At 71.5% G+C, this 22,464-nt stretch carries 20 protein-coding genes; 13 read left to right on the top strand and 7 right to left on the bottom strand.

The window, feature by feature from the left end:
* Window positions 1-83: 83 nt before the first annotated feature.
* Window positions 84-1,235, top strand: coding sequence for a hypothetical protein (locus tag ACFZBB_RS18110; protein WP_391123362.1), 1,152 nt, complete (start codon window positions 84-86; stop codon window positions 1,233-1,235).
* An 81-nt stretch (window positions 1,236-1,316) separates the two neighbouring features.
* On the opposite strand, the gene ACFZBB_RS18105 is transcribed toward ACFZBB_RS18110, so the two are convergent.
* On the bottom strand, window positions 1,317-1,763 hold the full coding sequence (locus tag ACFZBB_RS18105; protein ID WP_391123359.1) for a winged helix-turn-helix transcriptional regulator: 447 nt from the start codon (window positions 1,761-1,763) through the stop codon (window positions 1,317-1,319).
* 194 nt (window positions 1,764-1,957) lie between these two features.
* On the opposite strand from ACFZBB_RS18105, the gene ACFZBB_RS18100 reads away from it, so the two are divergent.
* From ACFZBB_RS18100 to ACFZBB_RS18060, 9 genes are all read left to right on the top strand, one after another.
* Window positions 1,958-3,127, top strand: a complete 1,170-nt coding sequence (locus tag ACFZBB_RS18100; RefSeq protein WP_391123944.1) for an MFS transporter — start codon at window positions 1,958-1,960, stop codon at window positions 3,125-3,127.
* 338 nt (window positions 3,128-3,465) lie between these two features.
* Window positions 3,466-4,926, top strand: coding sequence for a glycosyltransferase (locus ACFZBB_RS18095; protein ID WP_391123355.1), 1,461 nt, complete (start codon window positions 3,466-3,468; stop codon window positions 4,924-4,926).
* A gap of 308 nt (window positions 4,927-5,234) precedes the next feature.
* Complete coding sequence (locus tag ACFZBB_RS18090) at window positions 5,235-6,512, top strand: amidohydrolase (RefSeq protein ID WP_391123352.1); 1,278 nt, start codon at window positions 5,235-5,237, stop codon at window positions 6,510-6,512.
* Between the two features lie 153 nt (window positions 6,513-6,665).
* Window positions 6,666-7,694, top strand: a complete 1,029-nt coding sequence (locus ACFZBB_RS18085) for a BMP family ABC transporter substrate-binding protein (protein ID WP_391123349.1) — start codon at window positions 6,666-6,668, stop codon at window positions 7,692-7,694.
* Window positions 7,695-7,860: 166 nt separating this feature from the next.
* Window positions 7,861-9,630, top strand: a complete 1,770-nt coding sequence (locus tag ACFZBB_RS18080; RefSeq protein WP_391123346.1) for an ATP-binding cassette domain-containing protein — start codon at window positions 7,861-7,863, stop codon at window positions 9,628-9,630.
* Window positions 9,627-10,811 carry an ABC transporter permease gene (locus tag ACFZBB_RS18075; protein WP_391123343.1) on the top strand — a complete coding sequence of 395 codons (1,185 nt, stop codon included), beginning with the start codon at window positions 9,627-9,629 and terminating at the stop codon, window positions 10,809-10,811. The genes ACFZBB_RS18080 and ACFZBB_RS18075 overlap by 4 nt, the downstream gene beginning before the upstream one ends.
* A complete protein-coding gene (locus ACFZBB_RS18070; RefSeq protein WP_391123340.1) occupies window positions 10,808-12,097 on the top strand; it encodes an ABC transporter permease in 1,290 nt (429 codons plus the stop codon). The genes ACFZBB_RS18075 and ACFZBB_RS18070 overlap by 4 nt, the downstream gene beginning before the upstream one ends.
* Window positions 12,094-12,519, top strand: a complete 426-nt coding sequence (locus ACFZBB_RS18065) for a cytidine deaminase (RefSeq protein WP_391123337.1) — start codon at window positions 12,094-12,096, stop codon at window positions 12,517-12,519. The genes ACFZBB_RS18070 and ACFZBB_RS18065 overlap by 4 nt, the downstream gene beginning before the upstream one ends.
* Window positions 12,520-12,552: 33 nt before the next feature.
* Window positions 12,553-13,830, top strand: coding sequence for a thymidine phosphorylase (locus tag ACFZBB_RS18060; RefSeq protein ID WP_391123334.1), 1,278 nt, complete (start codon window positions 12,553-12,555; stop codon window positions 13,828-13,830).
* Window positions 13,831-14,129: 299 nt separating this feature from the next.
* Here ACFZBB_RS18060 and ACFZBB_RS18055 read toward each other — a convergent pair whose 3' ends face one another.
* Window positions 14,130-14,915, bottom strand: coding sequence for an alpha/beta hydrolase (locus tag ACFZBB_RS18055; RefSeq protein ID WP_391050530.1), 786 nt, complete (start codon window positions 14,913-14,915; stop codon window positions 14,130-14,132).
* Between the two features lie 100 nt (window positions 14,916-15,015).
* On the opposite strand from ACFZBB_RS18055, the gene ACFZBB_RS18050 reads away from it, so the two are divergent.
* Window positions 15,016-16,185, top strand: coding sequence for an adenosine deaminase (locus ACFZBB_RS18050; protein ID WP_391123331.1), 1,170 nt, complete (start codon window positions 15,016-15,018; stop codon window positions 16,183-16,185).
* A 92-nt stretch (window positions 16,186-16,277) separates the two neighbouring features.
* Window positions 16,278-16,634: an ATP-binding protein gene (locus ACFZBB_RS18045; protein WP_391123328.1), complete on the top strand. Its 357-nt coding sequence runs from the start codon at window positions 16,278-16,280 to the stop codon at window positions 16,632-16,634.
* Window positions 16,635-16,783: 149 nt separating this feature from the next.
* On the opposite strand, the gene ACFZBB_RS18040 is transcribed toward ACFZBB_RS18045, so the two are convergent.
* The 4 genes from ACFZBB_RS18040 to ACFZBB_RS18025 form a co-directional block, all read right to left on the bottom strand.
* The gene (locus tag ACFZBB_RS18040; protein ID WP_391123325.1) at window positions 16,784-17,272 is read right to left on the bottom strand and encodes a VanZ family protein; all 489 of its coding nucleotides are present in this window, start codon (window positions 17,270-17,272) and stop codon (window positions 16,784-16,786) included.
* Window positions 17,273-17,317: 45 nt separating this feature from the next.
* A complete protein-coding gene (locus ACFZBB_RS18035; protein ID WP_391123322.1) occupies window positions 17,318-17,917 on the bottom strand; it encodes a hypothetical protein in 600 nt (199 codons plus the stop codon).
* Window positions 17,918-17,988: 71 nt separating this feature from the next.
* Entirely contained in the window at window positions 17,989-19,518 is a 1,530-nt protein-coding gene (locus ACFZBB_RS18030; protein WP_391123942.1) for an ATP-binding protein, read from the bottom strand.
* A gap of 197 nt (window positions 19,519-19,715) precedes the next feature.
* Window positions 19,716-20,393: a response regulator gene (locus tag ACFZBB_RS18025; protein WP_188279231.1), complete on the bottom strand. Its 678-nt coding sequence runs from the start codon at window positions 20,391-20,393 to the stop codon at window positions 19,716-19,718.
* A gap of 284 nt (window positions 20,394-20,677) precedes the next feature.
* Between ACFZBB_RS18025 and ACFZBB_RS18020 the strand changes: the two genes are divergently transcribed.
* Window positions 20,678-21,505 (top strand): SigE family RNA polymerase sigma factor, encoded by an 828-nt coding sequence (locus ACFZBB_RS18020; protein WP_391123319.1) that lies wholly within the window; start codon window positions 20,678-20,680, stop codon window positions 21,503-21,505.
* A gap of 212 nt (window positions 21,506-21,717) precedes the next feature.
* Here the strand turns inward: ACFZBB_RS18020 and ACFZBB_RS18015 are convergent, their stop codons facing one another.
* Window positions 21,718-22,362, bottom strand: coding sequence for an ATP-binding protein (locus ACFZBB_RS18015; RefSeq protein WP_391123316.1), 645 nt, complete (start codon window positions 22,360-22,362; stop codon window positions 21,718-21,720).
* Between the last annotated feature and the right edge of the window lie 102 nt (window positions 22,363-22,464).

The following is a 22,464-nucleotide window of genomic DNA, read 5'->3' as shown; positions in this document are numbered from 1 at the left end:
ATCACTGACCAGGACCGGCGGGACCGCGGGACCTTCGGGTCTCCCGGTCCCGCGCACAACCGCAGAGGAAAAGGGGAACGGCCATGACCGGTAAGCCCGCAGTCGCGGCCGGGCGGGTGCCCGCACCGGGTATCGGCGCCGTCGCGCTCGTCGAGTCACCCGTCCAGCTCCTCAACGTCCTGGAGTGGGCGCACATCCATCCGCCCACCGTCCCCGCCGCCCGCACCACCGGTGAACCGGCCGTACCCGCCGAACCGGCACCGGTCGCGCGACCGCTCACCGTCGTCGTCCTGTCCCCGGTCGACCCCACCAGCCGCGGCCAACTGCGCCGCATGGCCGAACTCGCCCGCGACGAGGGCGCGGTGGTCCGCTGGTTCGAGGCCCGCGGCAGCCGCGGCGGCCTCCTGCGTACGGCGGTCTCGCTCGCGCCGCTGCTCTTCCGGGTCGAGCACCTCGTGATCGGCGACCCGTTCTCGCGGCTCGTCCAGGTGCTGCTCCCGCTGTGCCGCGCCCGTGAGCTGACCGTCGTGGACGACGGCACCGCGACCATGGAGTTCACCGAAATCCTCGCCAGAGGCGGCCGGTTGGTGCGCTGGCACCGCTCGGGGCGGCGCCGTTCGCCGGTCGACGCGGCCTTCGGGATCTTCTCCTCCGCGGCCCGCCGCCGCCTGACGCCCGGCAAGCGGCGCCATGTCGAACTCTTCAGCGCGATGCCCGCGACGCCGCCTCCGGGGATGGCGCTGCGCACCAACCGCTTCGCCTGGACCCGCAGCCGCTTCGGGCCGCCGCGCACCCTGGCGGGCACCGACCTGATCGGCACCTCCCTCGTCGAGACCGGCGTCGTCGACCCCGAGCGGTACCTCGCCGTCGTGCGCTCGCTCGCCGAACGGCACGGCGCCAAGCGGTACTTCGCCCACCGCCGCGAGGCCGTCGACAAGCTCCACCGGCTCGCCGCCGAGACCGGCCTGGAGATCGTCCGGCCCGACCTCCCGCTCGAACTCGTCGCCCGCCGCGGCCCGATCGGCCGGACCGTCCTGTCCTTCCCCTCCACGGTCGTGCACACGCTGCCGCTCGCGCTCGGCGGTACGGGAGTCCGTATCGTCGTCATCGACATCGACCAGGAGTGGCTGACGGCCGCCGCCTCGCCGCGCGCCCACACCTTCCTGACCGGCATCAACCACTCGGCCCGTGATCTGCACGGCCTGAACGCGGCCGAGTCCCCGAGTCCCGCCTGAGTCCCAGGTCCCCGAGCCCGGCCTGGGTCCCGAGTCCCGCCTGAGTCCCAGGTCCCCGGGTCCGGCCCAAGTCCCGCTGCTTCAGGTGACTTTGGTGACGGTGGTGTCGTCGGCGTCGAGCCGCCGCCCGTCCGCGGCGTGGACCTCCAGCGTGCGCAGGGGACGTCCCTGGCGGAGGTCGGTCAGCTCCGAGTGCGGCTCGTCGGGGGCGAAGAGATTGCGCTCGCCCCACTGCCGCAGCGCGACGACGACCGGGAAGAGGTCCTTGCCCTTCGGCGTCAGTACGTACTCGCGGTAGGCGCTGCCGTCCGAGGCGGGGACGGTGTCGAGCACCCCGGCGGCGACCAGCGAGCGCAGGCGCGCGGTGAGGATGTTCTTCGCCACGCCGAGACCGCGCTGGAACTCCCCGAAGCGGCGGCTGCCGTCGAAGGCGTCCCGCACGATCAGCAGGGACCACCAGTCGCCGATCGTGTCGACCGAGCGCGCGACGGGGCAGTCGCTGTCGTCGAAGCGGGTCCGCTCCACCATGTCGCCCTCCCTCTGTGACGTGTTCCGCCCTGGTTGCATCATGCTACCGGATCGGCCTATGGTCCACCTGGTAGCAAGATGAAACCAGTGAGGGAGGGCTTGGCGTGGGAAGAGCGTGCGAGGTCGTGGGGGAGGCCGCTCCTGTCGATACGGCGCGGAGCGCGGGGCCCGGCGCGGCGAAACCCGGATTCACGCTGACCCGGGGCATCACCCTGCTCTTCGCGGTCGCCTGCGGCACCTCCGTGGCCAACGTCTACTTCGCGCAACCCCTCCTGGTCACCCTGGGTCGCGACTTCTCGATCGGTACGGCGACGGTCGGCGCGATCGTGACCCTGACCCAGGTCGGTTACGGCCTCGGCCTCTTCTTCCTCGTACCGCTCGGCGACCTGCTCGACGGCAGACGCCTCGCCGTGGCACAACTCCTGCTCCTGGCAGGGGCGTTGACTGCGGTCGGCACGGCGGGCGACGCGGCGCTGCTGCTCGTCGGGCTCGCCGCCGTGGGGCTGCTCGCGGTGGTCACCCAGACGCTCGTCGCCTTCGCCGCGTCGCTGGCTCCGCCCGGCGAACGCGGGCGCGTCGTCGGCCTGGTGACCAGCGGCGTGGTCACCGGCATCCTGCTCGCCCGTACCGCCTCCGGCGTCCTGGCCGACCTCGCGGGCTGGCGCTCGGTCTACCTCACCTCCGCCGCCCTCACCTGCGCGCTCGCCCTGGCCCTGCACCGCCTGCTGCCGTCCCGTCCCACCGCTCCGCGAACGTCCGGGGGATACGGGCGGCTGCTGCGCTCCACCGTCACGCTGTTCGCGCGAGAACGCCTGCTCCGGATACGAGCCCTGCTCGCGCTCCTGGTCTTCGCCGCCTTCAGCGTCCTGTGGAGCAGTGTCGCGCTGCCGCTCAGCGAGCCCCCGCTCTCCTTGTCCCACACCGCGATCGGCGCCTTCGGCCTCGCCGGGGCCGCCGGCGCCCTGGCCGCCACCGCCGCCGGCCGCCTCAACGACCGCGGTCTGTCCCAGCGCACCACCGGCATCGCCCTGACCCTCCTCACCGCCTCCTGGCTGCCCCTCGCCTTCACCCGCCACTCCCTCTGGGCCCTCGCCATCGGCGTCATCGTCCTCGACCTCGCCGTCCAGGCCGTCCACGTCACCAACCAGACCCTCATCCACGCCCTGCGCCCCGAAGCCGGCAGCCGCCTCATCGGCGGCTACATGGTCTTCTACTCCCTCGGCAGCGCCTCCGGCGCCTTCGCCGCCACCACCCTCTACGCCGCCGCCGGCTGGCCCGCCGTCTGCGCCCTCGGCGCCGCCCTGAGCCTGTCCGCCCTCCTCCTCTGGGCAGCCACAACTCCGCGACGCCGCGAGCCGCGCTGACGCTGTGGGGCGAGCCGATCCTTCAGGGGCGTTGGGGGCGCCTCCCAGCGGTAGCTGGGGGAGGAACCGCGCGACCGGCCGACACGCGGCCGCACGTCACCACCGGCCCCAGCGGGGCAATTCGGTTGTTGTCGGACCACCGGCCCGGTGGGGGCTGAGCGCGCAGTTTCCCCGCGCCCCTGAGGGGCACCCTCACGCGCAGAAGCGAGCCGCAAGACACCTCACGTCAAGGCTGACGTAACCAAATGATCACCCTCGTGAGGTTGGCTTCGGGAATGACGGAGGGTTTAAGGGCCCCGGCCCACGTAGCGATCCTCGCCGGAGGCGACCCCGGTGGATTGGACGGCGACTCGCGTGCCCTGAGGGTGGCGGACGCGGCGCGGGCGGCGGGCTATCGGGTCACGCTGATCGGCAGGGCACCGGCGACGGTGACGCCGAAGGGCGTGGAGGTACGGAAGGTCGCCGTGCGCGGCGTACTCGGCGCGCACCGGGTGCGGCGGCCGAGACCCGGGCTGCGCTGGCCGCTGGCGTACCGGAGCGCGGCGGCGTACGACCACCGGACGACTCTGGTGACGGCCGAGCGCGCGGTGCTCGTCACCCGCACCGCCGAACTGGACGTCGTGCACCGGGCGTTGCCGCTGCTCGCGGCGGCCCGCACGGGCCACGCGCTGGCGTGGCTGCGGCACGGACTGCGGGCCGGATGGACACGGCTGCGCGCGGCGCAGTACCTGGCGGCGGTCCGCCGCCGCGAAAGCCCGACGGCCCGGCTGGACAACTTCGTGACCGAGACGCTGCGGCTGCTGCTCGGCCGCCGCGCCTGGCGCCGCCTCGACCCCGGCCTGCTGGACGAGGAGGTCGCGTACGGCCCGGTGCTCGACGCCGTCCGCCCGCACCTGATCCACGCGCTCGGCCACCGGGCGCTCGGCGTCGCCACCCGCGCGGCGCTGCGGGCCGAAGGGGCGGGGCACCGTATCGAGGTCGTGTGGGACGCGCCGCCGCGCACCCCGGCCGCCTCCCGCCGCGCGACCGTGGCGGGCGAGGCGTACGAACGGACCTTCGCGCCCGAGGCCGACGGAGTCGTCACCGTCGGCGAGGGCCTGGCAAGGGAGTTGCGCGCACGGCACCGGCTGTCGGCCACACCCGCCGTGGTCCGCAACGCGCCGCCGCTGGCCGCGGCCTCCGTCGCCGCGCACCCCGCGGGCATCAGGGCGCGCTGCCATCTGGCGCCCGACATCCCGCTGTTGGTGCACACAGGACCGGTCACCCCGGACCGCGGCCCGGCCACCGTCGTGGAGGCGCTGCCCAAGCTGTACGACCTGCACGCCGCCTTCGTCGTGCCCGACCCCGGCCACCCGCACCTGCGCGAGCTGCGCGAACGCGCGGCCCAACTCGGCGTCCACGGACGGCTGCACGTTCTCCCGTACGTCCCCGTCGCCGAGATCCCGCGCTTCCTCGCCTCCGCCGACATCGGCGTCCTGCCCGTCCACCAACTCCCGCACCACCAAACGGTGCTGGCCACCCGCTACTTCGAATACGCCCACGCCCGGCTGCCCGTGGTCGTCAGCGACGTCCGCGCCATGGCCGCCGCCACCCTCGAACTCGGCAACGGCGAGGTCTTCCGCGCCCGCGACACCGCCGATTTCGTCCGCGCGGTCGGCGCCGTCCTCACCAACCCGCGCCGCTACCGCAAGGCATACGACCGCACCGACATCCTCCGCCAATGGTCCTGGCAGACCGAGTCCGCCCCTCTCCTCGACCTCTACACCCGCCTCCTGGGCCCCCGCACCTCCGACACCTGATCCCCCGCAGAGCGCCACGCCGTGGCGGCCGGAGGCCGACGACCGTCACCGGACCGTGGCCGCGTGGGGCGGGCGGGCACACGTTGCCGTAACACGACGGTCGTAAGGTAAGGGGTCTCACCCGTGAGGCGGGGGTCGTCAGGGGACGGTCGCGTTGCCTCGCGTGGGACGGCTCGTTGAGCCAGTATGGGTGTAAGAGACCTAAAAAGTTTTCTTACCCCCGAGGGTGACTGGGTATGCGCCGATCGGGCGACTTCTTCTCCTCCCGCAGGACAAAAACTTTCCCGATCACGTAAGAGGAGCCGGTGATGGGCCCTACGCTGACTGAGGTGAACGATTCACCTACACCGCCGTCCGACGGGCTGACCGCGGCTGTGCTGTCCGGTCTCGCCGAGACCGTCGTGGACGACGGACTGCGCGCCGAGCTGATCGCCTTCCGCCGTGACCTGCACAGGAACCCCGAATTGGGGCGGCAGGAGTTCCGGACGACCGGGCAGATCAGGGCGCGGCTGGAGCGGGCGGGGCTGAGTCCGCGGGTGCTGCCCGGCGGGACCGGACTGGTGTGCGACATCGGCGACACGGACGACAGCGGCGGCGGCAGCGGCGCGGCCCGCTCCCAGCGCCCCCGCCTCGCCCTGCGCGCCGACCTGGACGCGCTGCCGGTGCCCGACACCAAGACCGTGGAGTACCGCTCGACAGTCGAGGGCCGGGCGCACGCGTGCGGCCACGACGTGCACACCACGATCCTGCTCGGCACCGGCCTGGTCCTCGCGGAGCTGGACAAGCGGGGCACACTGCCGCGCCCGGTGCGGCTGATCTTCCAGGCGGCCGAGGAGATCATGCCCGGCGGCGCGCTGGACGCGATCAAGGCGAAGGTGCTCGACGGCGTGGACCGTATCCTCGCCGTGCACTGCGACCCGAAGGTGGAGGTCGGCAGGATCGGGCTGCGCCAGGGGCCGATCACCTCGGCCGCCGACCGGCTGACCCTGACGCTGGAGGGTCCCGGCGGACACAGCGCCCGCCCGCATCTGACCACCGACCTGGTGATGGCCACCGCGAAGCTCGCCGCCGAACTGCCCGCCGTACTGGCCAGGCGCGTGGACCCCAGGTCCGGGCTGAGCATCGTGTGGGGCCGTATCCAGGCCGGGCACGCGGCCAACGTCATCCCGCAGTTCGCGGAACTGGAGGGCACCGTCCGCTGCCTGGACCTGACGGCCTGGCACGACGCACCCGACCTGGTGCACGAGGTGATCGACCAGATCACGGCGATGTACCGGGCCAAGTGCGAGATCACCTACCAGCGCGGTGTGCCGCCGGTGGTCAACGAGGCGGCCTCGGTGGAGCTGCTGCGGGACGCGATGACCGCGCGCTACGGCCTGCACGCGATCGAGGACACCGAGCAGAGCCTGGGCGGCGAGGACTTCTCCTGGTATCTGGAGCGCGTGCCGGGCGCGCTGGCCCGGCTCGGCGTGCGGCCGGTCGGCGACACCGCCAAGCGCGATCTGCACCAGGGCGATTTCGACGTGGACGAGGGGGCGATCGCGGTCGGCGTGGAGCTTTTCACGGCGGCTGTCCTGCTGTCCTGACACCGGGTGAACCCCCCGCTACCGGTCCGTCACCTGGCTGAAATGCGTCGATCCGATAACGGGCCGTCATTCGGTCTTTACCTGACATCTACGCGCGTTAAGCTCCCGCTTAGCCAGCGCCGGACGGGGCGCTTCAGACTGAAGGGGACCCTCTTGCGCCGGGTATCCAAGATCATCGTCGCGGGTATGGTGTCCGCGACTCTGGGGCTCACTGCCACCGCGTGCGGCAGCAGCAGCTCCTCGGACAGCGGCAAGGACAAGGGCGTCGGTCTCGCCTTCGATGTCGGCGGCCGTGGCGACCACTCCTTCAACGACTCCGCGGCCCGCGGCATGGACAAGGCCGTCAAGGAGTTCAAGATCGGGTCGAAGGACCAGACCGCCAGCAACGGCGAGACGGAGTCCGACCGCGAGCAGCGCCTCGACCTTCTCGCGGGCGGCGGCTACAACCCCGTCGTGGCGGTCGGCTTCACCTACGGCGAGTCGGTCACGAAGATCGCCAAGAAGTACCCCAAGGTGACCTTCGGCATCGTCGACTCGGTCGTGGACCTGCCCAACGTCGACTCCATGGTCTTCGCCACCGAGCAGAGCTCGTACCTCGCCGGTGTGGCCGCGGCCCTGAAGACCAAGACCAACAAGGTCGGCTTCATCGGCGGTGTGCACAACACCCTGATCGGCACCTTCGACGCGGGCTTCGCCCAGGGCGTCAAGGACACCAAGCCGTCGGTCCAGCTCACCCGCCAGTACCTGTACGAGACCGACACCAAGGGCTTCAACGACCCGACGTCGGCGCAGGGCAAGGCGCAGGGCATGCTCGACAGCGGCGTGGACGTGATCTACACCGCCGCCGGTCTGTCCGGTGACGGCGCGATCCAGGCGGTGGCGGGCAAGGCCGGTGCCTGGGCGATCGGCGTGGACTCCGACCAGTACGAGGACCCGGCCCTGGCCAAGTACAAGGACCACATCCTGACCTCGGCGGTCAAGAACGTGGACGTGGCCACGTACGACCTGATCAAGTCGGTGCACGAGGGCAAGGCCAAGACCGGCACCAACACGTATGACCTGGCCAACGACGGTGTGTCGCTGGCGACGTCCGGCGGTTTCATCGCCGACATCCAGTCGCAGCTCGACACGGCCAAGCAGAAGATCGTCTCGGGCGCGATCAAGGTGAGCTCGAAGCCGTGACGTAAGCCGGGGACCCGGCCACGGGTCCCCGCTGGACCGGCGGTACGACAACCGGTTCGCGAGGCTCGGCGGGGGGATGCTGCGGCACCCCCCGCCGAGCCTCGATCACTGTGCGGAACCATGCGGGAACACCCGGAAATCCCAGGAACCGTCCTGTCGGATTCCCATGGTCCCCAGCCTGTGGAATGAACACAACTACGCGCGTAGAGTGCCATTTCCGCGATACGTTCACGCGATACCTTCACCCCACCCGCCCTGCCGCTCCGAGCCTTTCCCCCCAGGAGAGTGCGTCATCAACGCGTCCACGAGTCCACCCGCCGCCCCGGCCCCCGGCCGGTCCGCCGCGCCGCCCGCCGTCGAACTGCGCGGCATCACCAAGCGGTTCCCCGGCGTCGTCGCCAACCACGACATCGACATCACTGTGCGCAGCGGCACCGTGCACGCCCTCGTGGGCGAGAACGGCGCCGGCAAGTCCACCCTGATGAAGATCCTCTACGGCATGCAGAAGCCCGACGAGGGCACCATCGCCATCGACGGCGAGGTGGTGACGCTCGGCGACCCCGGCGACGCCATCGCCCGCGGGATCGGCATGGTGCACCAGCACTTCATGCTCGCCGACAACCTCACCGTGCTGGAGAACACCGTCCTCGGCAGCGAGGGCCTGCACGGCATCGGCGGCAAGGCCCGCGCCCGGATCAAGGAGCTGTCCGACGCCTACGGCCTCGGCGTACGCCCCGACGTCCTGGTCGAGGACCTGGGCGTCGCGGACCGGCAGCGGGTGGAGATCCTCAAGGTCCTCTACCGCGGCGCGCGCACGCTGATCCTGGACGAGCCGACCGCCGTCCTGGTGCCGCAGGAGGTCGACGCGCTCTTCGAGAACCTGCGCGGGCTGAAGGCCGAGGGCCTGACCGTCATCTTCATCTCGCACAAGCTCGGCGAGGTGCTGTCGGTCGCCGACGTCATCACCGTCATCCGGCGGGGCACCACCGTCGGCGAGGCGGACCCGCGGAACACCACGGCCAAGCAGCTCGCCGAGCTGATGGTCGGCAGCGAACTGCCCTCGCCCGAGACCCGCGAGTCCACCGTCACCACCGAGCCGATGCTCACCGTGGACGGGCTGCGGCTGGGCACCGTCGACCTCGACGGCATCGAGCGCAAGGTGCTCGACGACATCTCCTTCACCATCCACAAGGGCGAGATCCTCGGCATCGCGGGCGTCGAGGGCAACGGCCAGGCCGAACTAGTCGAGGCCATCATGGGCATGCGGGAGCTGGACTCCGGCGGCCTCGTGCTCGACGGCCGCGACATCGCGCACGTGCCGACCCGCAAGCGGCGCGAGGACGGCATCGGCTACATCCCCGAGGACCGGCACCGGCACGGCCTGCTGCTGGAAGCGCCGCTGTGGGAGAACCGCATCCTCGGCCATGTCACCGAGCGCCCCAACAGCCGCGGCTTCCTGATCGACTCGGGCGCCGCCCGCCGCGACACCGAGCGGATCGTCAAGGAGTACGACGTCCGTACCCCGGGCATCGAGGTCACCGCGGCCTCGCTGTCCGGCGGCAACCAGCAGAAGCTGATCGTCGGCCGCGAGATGAGCCACCTGCCCAAGCTGCTGATCGCCGCGCACCCCACCCGGGGCGTGGACGTCGGCGCGCAGGCGCAGATCTGGGACCAGATCCGCGAGGCCCGCCGCGAGGGTCTGGCGGTGCTGCTGATCTCCGCCGACCTCGACGAGCTGATCGGCCTGTCCGACACCCTGCGCGTCATGTACCGGGGACGGCTCGTCGCCGACGCCGACCCCGCCACCATCACCCCGGAAGAGCTGGGATCCGCGATGACCGGTGCCGCCAGCGGCCATCTCGAACACGAGGCCGGGACCGACACCTCGGCCGGTTCAGAGGACGGGCCCAAGAAGCTCGGGGGAGAGGACCGATGAAGAAGTTCGACAAGGACCGGCTGGTCCTGGGCGTCGCCGCCCCCGTGCTCGCCGTCGTCGGCGCGCTGGTGGTCACCGCCCTGGTGCTGCTGGCCACCGGCAAGGAGCCGTTCCACGCGTTCGACGTGATGGTGAACTACGGCAGCAAGACCGACAGCCAGGTCTACATCCTCAACAAGGCGACCACGTACTACCTCGCGGGTCTCGCGGTGGCGGTCGGCTTCCGGATGAATCTGTTCAACATCGGTGTGGACGGCCAGTACCGGCTCGCGGCCTTCTTCGCCGCCGCCGCGGGCGGCGCGATGTCGATCCCCGGCATCATCCAGATACCGGTCATCATCCTCACCGCCATGGTCGTCGGCGCGCTGTGGGCGGCCATCGCGGGTGTCCTCAAGGTGACCCGGGGGGTCAGCGAGGTCATCTCCACGATCATGCTGAACTCCCTCGCGGGCATCGTGATCGGCTACTTCCTGCGCGACGGACGGCTCGGCGTCACCGACAAAGCGGCGAACATGATCTCCACCAAGCCGCTGCCGTCCTCCAGCCACCTGTTCAACTTCACCACCTCCACCGACCCGGTCTTCGGCTTCATCGTCTTCGCGGTGCTGGCCGGTGTCATCTACTGGTTCGTGCTCTCGCGCACCCGCTTCGGCTTCGACCTGCGCGCGGTCGGCCGCTCGGAGTCCGCCGCCGAGGCCAGCGGCGTCAGCGTCAAGAAGATGGTCGTCACCAGCATGCTGATCTCCGGCGCGATGGCCGGACTCGTCGGCATGCCGACCCTGCTCAACCAGTCGTACGAGTACGGCACGGACTTCCCGACCGGTATCGGCTTCACCGGTATCGCGGTCGCCCTGCTCGGCCGCAACAACCCGATCGGCATCGGCATCGGCGCCCTGCTCTGGGCCTTCCTGGAGCGGGCCTCCAACGGCCTGGAGTTCGAGGGGTACGACAAGGAGATCGTCGGCGTCATCCAGGGCGTCATCGTCCTCGCCGTCGTCATCGCCTACGAACTGGTCCGCCGCTACGGCATCACCCGCCAGCAGCGCCAGGTGGGCGCGGAACTCGCCGCGGCGTCCGGTCCGGGCAACGGAACAGGCCCCGGCACGGGCAACGGTTCAGGTAACGGCACCGGCAATGGCCCCGACTCCGGCCCCGACGACAAGCAGGAGGTGACGGCGTGACTGCCACCGCTACCCAGACCCCGCCGCCGGCCGCGCCGCGCGTGACCAACGGCGGCAAGGCGCCCCGGCTCAAGATCACCTTCCCGGTGATCCTGCTGATGATCGCCGCCGCGCTGATCGTCGTCTCCCTGGTCCGGATCATCACCGGCGCGAACGACATCACCTCCGACGGCCAGATCGCCGGAGCGCTCGCCGGCGCCGTACCGATCGGCCTGGCAGGACTCGCCGGTCTGTGGTCCGAGCGGGCCGGTGTGGTCAACATCGGCCTCGAGGGCATGATGATCCTCGGCGCCTTCTTCGGCGCGGCGGTGGGCTGGCAGACCAACCCGTGGCTCGCCGTCCTGGCCGGGGTGCTCGGCGGCGCGGCGGGCGGCCTCGTGCACGCGATCGTCACCGTCACCTTCGGCGTCGACCACATCATCGCCGGTGTCGCCATGAACATCCTCGCCACCGGCGTCACCGCGTACCTCGCCAAGCGCTGGTTCACCGTCGGCGAGGCGGCCTCCAAGGGCGGCAGCCCCAAGCAGTCCCCGCCGATGGACTCCATCAAGTCCTTCACCGTGCCCGGACTCTCGCACTGGCTTGCCACCGTCGAGAACCACCACTGGTTCCTGATCTCCGACATAGCGGGCATCCTCGGCGGCCTGGTCACGCACATCTCGTCGCTGACCATCCTCACGCTGGTGCTCTTCGTCGCCACCTTCTTCGTGCTGTGGCGCACCGCCTTCGGCCTGCGGCTGCGGTCCTGCGGCGAGAACCCGATCGCCGCCGAATCCCTCGGCGTCAACGTGTACTTCTACAAGTACATGGCCGTCATCATCTCCGGCGGCCTCGCCGGACTCGGCGGTGTCTTCCTCGCCATCGGCACGCACTTCTACCTCGCGGGCCAGACCGGCGGACGCGGCTACATCGGTCTCGCCGCCATGATCTTCGGCAACTGGCGCCCCGGCGGACTCGCCATGGGCGCGGGCCTGTTCGGATACGCCGACAGCCTCCAGCTCCGCAACGGCAGCTCCTCCGTGCACGCCCTGCTGCTCCTGCTCGCGCTGCTGCTGCTGGCCATGGCCGCCTGGAAGTTCTTCCGCAAGTCCTACGTGCCCGCCGCCGTCGCGCTGGGCTTCGCCGTCCTGCTCGCCGTCTGGTACGCGCTGACCGACTCCGTCCCCGACGAGGTCGTCCAGGCCACGCCGTACGTCGCCACGCTGCTCGTGATGGGCCTGTCCGCACAGCGGCTGCGCATGCCGAAGGCGGACGGGGTCCCGTACCGGAAGGGGGAGGGCGGATGACGCCTCCCGTCACCGACCCGGCCGCCGTCGACTGGGACCGCCTGCGGTCCGCCGCCCGGGAGATCATGGAGAAGGCGTACGCGCCCTACTCCGGTTTCCCGGTCGGCGCCGCGGCGCTGGCCGTCGCCGACGACGGCACGGTCCGTACGGTCGTCGGCTGCAACGTCGAGAACGCCGCGTACGGGGTCGCGCTGTGCGCCGAGTGCGGGCTGGTCTCGGCGCTGCACGCCTCGGGCGGCGGCAGACTGACCGCCTTCACCTGCTCCGACCTGCGCGGCAACCTGTTGATGCCGTGCGGGCGGTGCCGCCAACTGCTGTGGGAGAACGGCGGGCCCGGCCTGCTGGTCGACACCGCGGGCGGCGTCCGGCCGATGAGCGAGATCCTGCCGGACGCGTTCGGCCCGGAAGACCTGAACCGCTGACGCGGTTGAACCGCTAGACCGCTAGGACTATTCGTGGACGTCATTTCCGTCATCCGTACCAAGCGGGACCGCCAGAGGCTGAGCGACGACCAGATCGACTGGGTCATCGACGCCTACACGCGCGGTGCCGTCGCCGACGAGCAGATGTCGGCGCTCGCCATGGCCATCCTGCTCAACGGCATGGACCGCGCCGAGATCGCCCGCTGGACCGCCGCGATGATCAACTCCGGTGAGCGGATGGACTTCTCGGCGCTCACCCGCCCCACCGCCGACAAGCACTCCACCGGCGGCGTCGGCGACAAGATCACGCTGCCGCTGGCCCCACTGGTCGCCGCGTGCGGCGCCGCCGTCCCGCAGCTCTCCGGGCGCGGCCTCGGCCACACCGGGGGCACCCTCGACAAGCTCGAATCCATCCCCGGCTGGCGCGCCTCGATCTCCAACGAGGAGATGCTGGCCGTCCTGGACGACGTCGGCGCCGTCATCTGCGCCGCCGGGGACGGGCTCGCGCCCGCCGACAAGAAGCTGTACGCGCTGCGCGACGTGACCGGGACGGTCGAGGCCATCCCGCTGATCGCCTCCTCGATCATGTCCAAGAAGATCGCCGAGGGCACCGGGTCGCTCGTGCTCGACGTCAAGGTCGGCTCCGGCGCCTTTATGAAGTCCCTTGAGGACGCACGGGAGTTGGCGTCCACGATGGTCGGGCTCGGCACCGACCACGGCGTCCGCACGGTCGCCCTGCTCACCGACATGTCCGTACCCCTCGGGCTCACCGCGGGCAACGCGCTCGAAGTCCGCGAATCCGTCGAGGTGCTGGCCGGTGGCGGCCCCGCCGACGTCGTCGAGCTGACCCTGGCGCTCGCCCGCGAGATGCTGGCCGCCGCCGGGCTTCCCGACGCCGACCCCGCCAAGGCGCTCGCCGACGGCTCCGCCATGGACGTCTGGCGCCGCATGATCCGCGCCCAGGGCGGTGACCCCGACGCCGCGCTTCCGGTGGCACGGGAGACCCAGGTCGTCCTCGCGCCGTCCTCCGGCGTCCTCACCTCCCTCGACGCCTACGCCGTCGGCGTCGCCGCCTGGCGGCTCGGCGCCGGCCGCGCCCGCAAGGAGGACTCCGTCCAGGCGGGGGCCGGGGTCGAGCTCCACGCCAGGCCGGGGGACTCCGTCGTGGCCGGGCAGCCGCTGCTCACCCTCCACACCGACACGCCGGAAAAGTTTCCGTACGCGGAGGAAGCCCTCGACGGCTCCTTCTCCGTTGCCCCGGAGGGTCCCTCCTTCTCCCCCCGCCCGATCATCCTCGACCGCATCGTCTAGGTTCCGATTACGCGTGGTGCCTCTGCGCAGGGCCTGGTTTTCAGCGGCGCCGGGGGCACCTTCCGGCCGAAGGTTGGGGGAGGAACTGCGCGAGCCACCCCCATCGGCCGGTGGTCCGACAACAGCCGATCTGCCCCGCTGGGGCCGGTGGTGACGTGGGGCCGCGTCTCGGCCGGTCGCGCGGTTTCTCCCCCAGCTACCGCTGGGAGGCGCCCCCAACACCCCTGAAAACACGTGGCTCGCCTCCGGGCGAAAGACGGGGCGGCCCAGTGCGGGGCGCCCTCCCGGGGGGCGGCGGGTCAGACGCGGAGCGACTTGCCGAAGCCGGAGGCCAGGGGCATGCGGAGGCCGAGGGGCGGCGGAGCCGCGAGGGCGTCGGCGATGGGCCGGGCGTGGGGCCGGTCGAGGAGGGAGCCGAGGACGAAATCGGAGGTGAGGGCGAAGACTTCGCTGCGGTGCTGGTGCAGGCCGTGACCGTCGGAGTGCACCTCGAAGCGGCAGGTGTCGCGGTTGACCTTCTTGAGGCGTTCGGCGAAGCCGTAGGAGATGTCGGGCGCGGTGGACTCGTCCTCGGTGCCGTGGACGAGCAGCACGCGCCGCCCGATGAGCTGCTTGACCGGCTCGGGCTCGGCACCGCGCGGCAGCCAGGGAGAGAGCGCGACGACGGAGGTCACGGCGGGGTGACCGGCGGCGTGGAGGGCGGCGCGGGCGCCCATGTCCATGCCGACGAGGCAGACGGGCACGTCACCGTAGCGCCGTACGGCCTCGCCCACCGCCCACTCGGCGTCCTCGGCCGGATGGGCGTGCCCGCCGTTCCAGCCGCGGAAGCGGTAGTGCACGACGTGCGCGGCCACCCCGTCGGCGGCCCCCTCGCGGACGAGATGGCGGGCCAGCGGCCACATGACGGCCGCCGCCACCGGGGAGCGGCGCCGGGTGCTCAGCGCGTCACCGCCGGGCAGGGCGAGCACGACGGCGCGCACCGTGGCGCCGGTATCGTGTTCGCGCTGCCTCGGCGCGGGCACCAGCCCGGACGGCACCGGGCGGCCCAGTCGTGCGCCACGCGCCGGTAATGCTTGGGAAGCCATGGCGCAACGATGGCAGACGCAGGGGTGTGCACTGTATGGCCGGGCGGAAAATTGTTGTGCGCAGCGCGATATCTACGCGCGTAGGGGCTATCGTTTGAGCATGCCGAACGCCAAACCGAGCACTCCCACCCCGGAACAGATCCGCCGCGCCCCCAAGGCGCTGCTCCACGACCACCTCGACGGCGGCCTGCGCCCCGGCACGATCGTGGACATCGCACGCGCGACCGGTTACGACGCGCTGCCCGAGACCGATCCGGACAAGCTCGGCGCGTGGTTCCGCGAGGCCGCCGACTCCGGTTCGCTGGAGCGGTATCTGGAGACGTTCGCGCACACCTGCGCCGTGATGCAGACGCGGGACGCGCTGGTACGGGTCGCCGCCGAGTGCGCGCAGGACCTGGCGGCCGACGGCGTGGTCTACGCCGAGATCCGGTACGCGCCCGAGCAGCACCTGGAGCGCGGCCTGACCCTCGAAGAGGTCGTCGAGGCGGTCAACGAGGGCTTCAGGGAAGGCGAGCGCCGGGCGCGCGAGGACGGCAACCGGATCCGTGTCGGCGCGCTGCTGACCGCGATGCGGCACGCCGCCCGCTCCCAGGAGATCGCCGAACTGGCCAACCGCTACCGGGACCTGGGCGTCGTCGGCTTCGACATCGCGGGCGCCGAGGCCGGTTACCCGCCCACCCGGCACCTGGACGCCTTCGAGTACCTGAAGCGCGAGAACAACCACTTCACGATCCACGCGGGCGAGGCGTTCGGTCTGCCGTCGATCTGGCAGGCGCTCCAGTGGTGCGGCGCCGACCGGCTCGGGCACGGCGTGCGGATCATCGACGACATCTCCTCCGACGGGCGCGGCGGCCAGGTCAAGCTCGGCCGCCTGGCGTCGTACGTGCGCGACAAGCGCGTGCCGCTGGAGATGTGCCCCACCTCCAACCTCCAGACCGGCGCGGCCAGCTCGTACGCCGAGCACCCGATCGGTCTGCTGCGGCGGCTGCACTTCCGGGTCACGGTCAACACCGACAACCGGCTGATGTCCGGCACCAGCATGAGTCAGGAGTTCGAGCACCTCGTGGAGGCGTTCGACTACACCCTCGATGACATGCAGTGGTTTACCGTCAATGCGATGAAATCAGCGTTCATCCCTTTCGATGAACGTCTGGCCATGATCAATGAGGTGATCAAGCCGGGGTACGCGGAGCTGAAGGCCGAGTGGCTGTTCCGGCAGTCGGCCGCCGCACCGACCCTGGCCAGCGATTCCGTGCCCGACGAGGGCTGACGGAACACCTTTACGGCGCGGCCGGCCCGAGGGGTTACGGCCGCGCCACGCCGTTTGCACGGCCGGTCAACATCTGACTACGTTCCGAAGTCATGCAGACCCGTACCCAGAAGACCCTCGCCACCACCGCGCTCGGCCTCGCCTTCGCCGCCGCCGCGGCGGGCACCGCCTCCGCGGCCTCCCTCCCGGCCCTGCCGATCACCGACCAGGCCGGTTCGCTGCTCGGCAAGGCCGGTTCGCCCACCGTGCTCGACGGGACTCCGGTCGGCACCGCCGCCAAGCTCCTGCCCGGCGCCGCCGACAGCGCCAACGGCGCGCAGCAGGCGCTGACCAACGGCACCTCCGCGCTCCCCGGCAACCCGGGCAAGCTGCTGCCCTCCGGCAACCAGGTCAGCCCGGCGAACGGCCTCCTCGGCGGCCTCCCGGTCGGCGGCCTCACCGGCAAGTAAGCCGCGGACACGTCGGCGCGGAGATACGCGGATACGTCGGCACGGAGATACGCAGACAGGTCGGCCCGTCGGCACGGAGCAAGCAGGCAGGCACCGGCCGCAGTACGTACCGCCTCGGCGCGTACGGCCTCGGTACGTCGGCCGACCGGTCAGACCCCCACGGGCCGCGCCCCCGCCGAGCGATCCTCGGCAGGGGGCGCGGCCCGCTTGCGTGTCTCGCGCCTGCGCAGCGCGCGCCGCGCGGGCGGCACCACCAGGAGGTGCGCCAGCGCCACGCCCGCCGTGTTGAGCAGCAGCGCGTCCACGTCGAAGAGCTGGCCCGGCACCATCGTCTGAAGGAATTCCAGGGTCAGCGACACCATCAGCGAGGCGAAGACCGTCCGCGCGAAGGACGCGAAGCCCGAGGTGTGGACCCGGCCGCCCGCCATCGGCAGCAGTACGCCCAGCGGCGCGAGCAGACCCAGGCCCTCGGCGATCCGCCGGGCCGCCTGGCCCGCGCTCATCGCCAGGTCGGCGCGGATCGTGCCGAACGGCCGCAGATTCGGCGCGGGCACCCACGTCACGTAATGCGGACGCAGCAGCAGCCAGGCGACGAAAGCGAGGTACGCGGCGGTGAGCAGCAGCCCGGCCGCGCGCACCCTGAAACTGGAGCCTTCATGCCGCACGCCCTGCAAGACGCGGCTTCACCCCACCGCGGTTCCCGCGCTGTCCGCGGCGTCCGGGCGGGTCCGCAGGTCGGGCGTGCACGCGTAGCGGCGCAGCTTGCTGTCGGGGTCGTCGCCGCCGAGCACCACACCGCCGTCGCCGGTGACCGACGGGTCGTCGGCGAGCGTGCAGACGATCTGCGCGAGCGCGAACGACGGCAGTTCGTCCACCGCCTGGTTCAGCCGCAGCGCGTTCGCGGGATCGCCCTTGAACGGCCCCAGGATCTCCAGGCTGCCCGCCACCTCGGTGGAGAAACCGGCCTGCGCCTCGGCCGACAGCGGGCTGCGCTGCAACTGCGCGACCAACTCCCTGACCTGCGTCAGCCGGTCGATCCTGCCCGGCCGCAGCGTCACGTTCCGCTTGACCGGCGTGGTCTGCATGCTGCACACCAGATACACCTGGCGTACGACGGTGTCCGTCTCCGGCGCCTTGCCGTCGCGCGGCACCGCGCACGACACCCGCGACGGCGCGGGCCCCGCGTCCACCGGGACCGTGGTCGACCGGATGCCGCAGCCGCCGATCAGCGGCAGCGCGGCGAGCAGGACGACGGCCAGCACCTTGTGTGGCGCATGTCTCATCCGGCCGAGGCTCATCGGACGGCGTCTCATCGAGCGGTGGTTCATCAGGCCGTATCTCGTCGGGCGGTGTCTCATCGCGCGTCACCGCCGGGCCCCTGCGAGGTGCCCGTGGCGCCCGAGCCGTTCGCGCCCCCGTCGCCGTCCGCGCCGTCCTCGTCCTCGTCGGTGCGCGGCCTGACCGGCAGCCGCAGCGTGAAGACCGCGCCGCCGTCCGGGGAGTTGGCCGCCGTGATGTCGCCGCCGTGGATGTGCGCGTTCTCCATCGCGATCGACAGGCCGAGACCGCTGCCCTCGGAGCGGGCGCGCGAGGCGTCGGCCTTGTAGAAGCGGTCGAAGACATGCGGGAGTACGTCCTCGGGGATGCCGGGGCCGTGGTCGGAGACCGCGATGACGACGTCGCCGTCGGCGCCCCCCTCCCTGCGCAGGCTGACCCGGACCGGGGAACCGCCGTGCTTGAGCGCGTTCCCGATCAGATTCGCCATGATCACATCCAGCCGTCGCGGGTCCAGGGTGGCCAGCAGGCCGCGCGGCGCGTCCAGTTCGACCGAGTCGACCCACGCCCTGGCGTCCATGCAGGCCATCACCATGTCCGCGACGTCGACCTCGTCGACCCGCAGCTTCGCGGTGCCCGCGTCGAAGCGGGTGACCTCCATCAACGTCTCCACCAACTCGTTCAGCCGCCGCGTCTCGCTGACCACCAGCCGTACCGCCGGGGCGATCATCGGGTCCAGCGCCTCCGCCTCGTCCTCCAGCACATCGGTGACCGCCGTGATGGCCGTCAGCGGGGTGCGCAACTCGTGCGACATGTCGGCCACGAAGCGGCGGCTGGCCGCCTCCCGCGCGCTCAACTCCTCGACGCGGCTCTCCAACGCCTCGGCCGCGCTGTTGAACGTCCGTGACATCTCGGCGAGTTCGTCGGTGCCCGACACCTTCAGCCGGGTGTCCAGATGGCCTTCGCCGAGCCGCTGCGCCGCCTCACCGAGCCGCCGCACCGGACGCAGGACGGTCGAGCCCGCCGCCTGGGCGAGCAGCGCGGCGCCCACCAGAGCGAGCAGGGTCGCGATCCCCAGCGACCACGCGAGGGAGTTGAGGTCCTTGCGCTCCGCGTCCAGCGACTTGAGCATGTAGCCGGTCGCGCCGTCGTCGTTGATCCGCGCGCCCGCCACCAGATACGGGCGGCCCTGCAACGAGATCCGCATCCACCGCAGGTGGTAGCGGTTGTGGTCCTTGGCGTCCGGGGTGTTGACCGCCCGCTGCAACTGCGCGGGCACGTCGTCCAGCGTGAACACGTCCCGGTTGGAGGGCGCGGCGCACGGCGCGTTGTCCCGCGTCGTGTCGATCAGCACCACCTGGTACGTGTCGGGTCCGCCGATCCGGCCCGCCGCCGTGTTCAGCGACTCGCAGGTCGGCGAGACCGGCAGCGAGGCCGCGTTGCGCTGCAAGGAGTCGCGGAAGTCGTTCAGCGCGCTGTTCTGCGCGCGGGTCAGCACCGCGTCGCGGTTGAGCCAGTACGCGATGCCGGAGACGGAGACGGCGGCCGTGAGCGCGACGGCCGCGAAGACCGCGACCAGGCGCAGCCGCAGACTCGTCCAACGCACCATGCCGGGCGACCAGTTCCAGCCCCGGTCGCGTTCCTGGCCGGTGCCGCCGCCGGTGCCGGTGCCGCCGCCGTCGGAACCGCCGTCGTCCGAAGGGCCGTTGTCGGTCGGGCCGCTCTCCGAGAGGCCGTCGTGCCGATCCTGCCGGTCGTGCCGATCCTTCCCGCCGTGACCGCCGTTCCCGTCGCCGAACCGCGATGTCACTGGGGCGTGTCCAGGCGGTATCCCACGCCTCTGACCGTACGGATCAGGGTCGGTGACGACGGCACGTCCTCGATCTTGGCGCGCAGCCGCTGCACGCACGCGTCGACGAGACGCGAGTCACCGAGGTAGTCGTGCTCCCACACCAGACGCAGCAACTGCTGCCGGGACAGCGCCTGTCCCGGCCTGCGGCTCAGTTCGAGCAGCAGACGCAGCTCGGTCGGCGTGAGCTGAAGGTCCTCGCCGTCCTTCGTCACCGTCATGGCACTGCGGTCGATGACGATCGCGCCGAAGGCCGCGGAGTCGGTGCTGTCCCGCTCGCCGCGGCGCAGCACCGCCCGGATGCGGGCGTCGAGCACCCGCGGCTGCACCGGCTTGATCACGTAGTCGTCGGCCCCGGACTCCAGCCCCACCACCACGTCGATGTCGTCGCTGCGCGCGGTGAGCAGGATGATCGGGAGCTGGTCGGTACGGCGGATGCGCCGGCACACCTCGAACCCGTCGATCCCCGGCAGCATCACGTCCAGCACGATCAGGTCGGGGCGCTGCTCCTTGAGCAGCTTCAGGCCGTCCTCGCCCGTCGCAGCGGCCACCACGCGGTGACCCTGACGGGACAGGCCGAGTTCGAGGCCCGTACGGATGGCGTCGTCATCCTCGATAAGCAACAGGAAAGGCACGCCGGTCATTGTTGCCTAACCACGGCGTCCGCATGAAGTGCGGGGACCTTCTGCCCTGACATGACCCTGTCCGCGTGACCTGCTCGTGACCTGCTGACCGGCGGTGCCGCACCTGGGCCGACCGGCCGGTCACGCGGCGCGCGGCCTCTGTGACGGGCCTGTGACACTCGGCGGACAGCGTCATGAAACTGGCCCGGCAGTCTGTTGTCACATCGGAAGAGCGCACGCCGTACCGGATGCGACGCCGAAGACCACGCATCAGGTTCCAACGACGGGGGCGGGACATGAACACACTGCACATCACCACCGACACCGCGGTTCATGCGACGCACACGCACTCGGCGCACTCCACGGGGACCTGCGCCGTCCGCACCACGGAGAAGTCCGGCGCCGCGAACGGACGGGGGTACGTCCGCGGCGCCGTACGCGGCACCTCGTACCCGACGAGCGCCCGGCACCGCCCGCCGTTCATAGCGGCGGTCGACAGCGGCGCCGAGCACCAGGCGAAGCCCGTACAGTCCGCGACCACCGCAGACCAGCCGTCCGGCACCTTCGACGGCGCCGCCGCCCGCACCCCGGCGCAGGCCGAGGCCGAAGCGGCCTTCACCGCCTACGTCCAGGAGCGCCGCGCGTCGCTCTACGCGACCGCGTACCACCTCACCGGGGACCGCTTCGCGGCCGAGGACCTGCTCCAGAGCGCCCTGTTCTCCACCTACCGGGCCTGGGACCGGATCAGCGACAAGGCGGCCGTCGGCGGCTACCTGCGGCGCACCATGACCAATCTGCACATCAGCGCCTGGCGGCGGCGCAAGCTCAGCGAGTACCCGACGGAGGAGCTGCCCGAGACGGTCGGCGACACCGACGAGATGGGCGGCACCGAACTGCGCGCCGTCCTGTGGCAGGCGCTCGCCCGGCTGCCCGAGCAGCAGCGCACCATGCTCGTGCTCCGCTACTACGAGGGCCGCACCGACCCCGAGATCGCCGACATCCTCGGGATCAGCGTCGGCACCGTGAAGAGCAGCATCTGGCGCTCCCTGCGCCGTATGCGCGACGACGAGGCCCTGAGCTTCGGCCGCGACGAGGAGGACGCCTTCGGCGAACTGGTCGCCTGAGGGCCGTCCGAGGCCCAGCTCAAGGCCAAGGATTTCCACACGCCGGTACGGGGGCCGGTCGGGGGGACACGGGGGAAGTACGGGGGAGCAAGGGGGAAACGGGGGGGTACCGGGGGGTACGGGGGAGCAGGGTCGGACGGCCAGGGGAATGCCGTCCGGCCCTGTCGTACGTCCGCCGCCGTACCGCTCTACGGCTCTACGGCTCTACGGCGTTACGCCTCGGCCGGGACGCGGGGCAGCGGGGTCGCGGGGGTGACGGCCGCGGCGATACGTTCCAGCGCCTCGTCACGGCCGCAGGGGTGGCAGCCGAGAGCGGTCTGACGGGCCACGATCGCGCGTTCCGCGCGCATGAGGTTCCAGCCCCTGCGGACCAGGAACGGCACCGACTTCCGCCCCTCGCGCAGATCCCGTACGAAACGTCGGCGCGCGGTCGTCGTCGGGCGTCCGCGCAGGCACAGCGCGTCCGCGAGCAGCCCCAGCTCCCGGCAGCGCCCGGCGATCTCGGCGGCGAAGATGCCTTCGGCGACGAAGACGGGCGCTCCGCCGAGGTCGAGGCGGGTACGGCCGGTGACCGAACTCGTCGCGATGTCGTAGACCGGGGTGTCGGCGGCGCCGTCCGCGCACAGCGCGGCCACGGCCGCGAGCGCCGCGTCCGCGTTCCACGAACCCGGGGCGTCCCAGTCGGTGCCGGCGCCGCTGGGCAGAGCGGGCAGCGACGGGTCGTCGCACGCCTTGTAGAAGTCGTCGAGGGCCAGCACCGGCAGCCGGGCGCGGGTGGCGAGGGACGATTTGCCGGACCCCGAGGGGCCGGTCAGCAGGATCACACGGGAGCGAAGCGACACCGGGGATGAACTCACGGAGAACAATTGTCCCGTATCCCCGGCCGGGGGACGACCCGCCGTAGGACAACTACCCTGCGCGGTCATTACGTTACGCTGCGCCAGGAAGACTCCCGTCGA

This window comes from Streptomyces sp. NPDC008139 (assembly GCF_042957025.1).
Taxonomy (GTDB): domain Bacteria; phylum Actinomycetota; class Actinomycetes; order Streptomycetales; family Streptomycetaceae; genus Actinacidiphila.
Note: the sequence above shows the minus strand (reverse complement) of the source record. Positions and strands in the feature narration are given on the sequence as shown.

Excerpts from the sequence above, each read along its gene's own strand:
- ACFZBB_RS18045 (WP_391123328.1), top strand. The coding sequence starts at position 16,278 with ATGCAGACCCGTACCCAGAAGACCCTCGCCACCACCGCGCTCGGCCTC.
- ACFZBB_RS18080 (WP_391123346.1), top strand. The coding sequence starts at position 7,861 with ATGGTCCCCAGCCTGTGGAATGAACACAACTACGCGCGTAGAGTGCCA.
- ACFZBB_RS18105 (WP_391123359.1), bottom strand. The coding sequence starts at position 1,763 with ATGGTGGAGCGGACCCGCTTCGACGACAGCGACTGCCCCGTCGCGCGC.
- ACFZBB_RS18035 (WP_391123322.1), bottom strand. The coding sequence starts at position 17,917 with ATGAGACATGCGCCACACAAGGTGCTGGCCGTCGTCCTGCTCGCCGCG.
- ACFZBB_RS18055 (WP_391050530.1), bottom strand. The coding sequence starts at position 14,915 with ATGGCTTCCCAAGCATTACCGGCGCGTGGCGCACGACTGGGCCGCCCG.
- ACFZBB_RS18090 (WP_391123352.1), top strand. The coding sequence starts at position 5,235 with ATGGGCCCTACGCTGACTGAGGTGAACGATTCACCTACACCGCCGTCC.
- ACFZBB_RS18030 (WP_391123942.1), bottom strand. The coding sequence starts at position 19,518 with ATGGTGCGTTGGACGAGTCTGCGGCTGCGCCTGGTCGCGGTCTTCGCG.
- ACFZBB_RS18075 (WP_391123343.1), top strand. The coding sequence starts at position 9,627 with ATGAAGAAGTTCGACAAGGACCGGCTGGTCCTGGGCGTCGCCGCCCCC.
- ACFZBB_RS18110 (WP_391123362.1), top strand. The coding sequence starts at position 84 with ATGACCGGTAAGCCCGCAGTCGCGGCCGGGCGGGTGCCCGCACCGGGT.
- ACFZBB_RS18020 (WP_391123319.1), top strand. The coding sequence starts at position 20,678 with ATGAACACACTGCACATCACCACCGACACCGCGGTTCATGCGACGCAC.
- ACFZBB_RS18050 (WP_391123331.1), top strand. The coding sequence starts at position 15,016 with ATGCCGAACGCCAAACCGAGCACTCCCACCCCGGAACAGATCCGCCGC.
- ACFZBB_RS18065 (WP_391123337.1), top strand. The coding sequence starts at position 12,094 with ATGACGCCTCCCGTCACCGACCCGGCCGCCGTCGACTGGGACCGCCTG.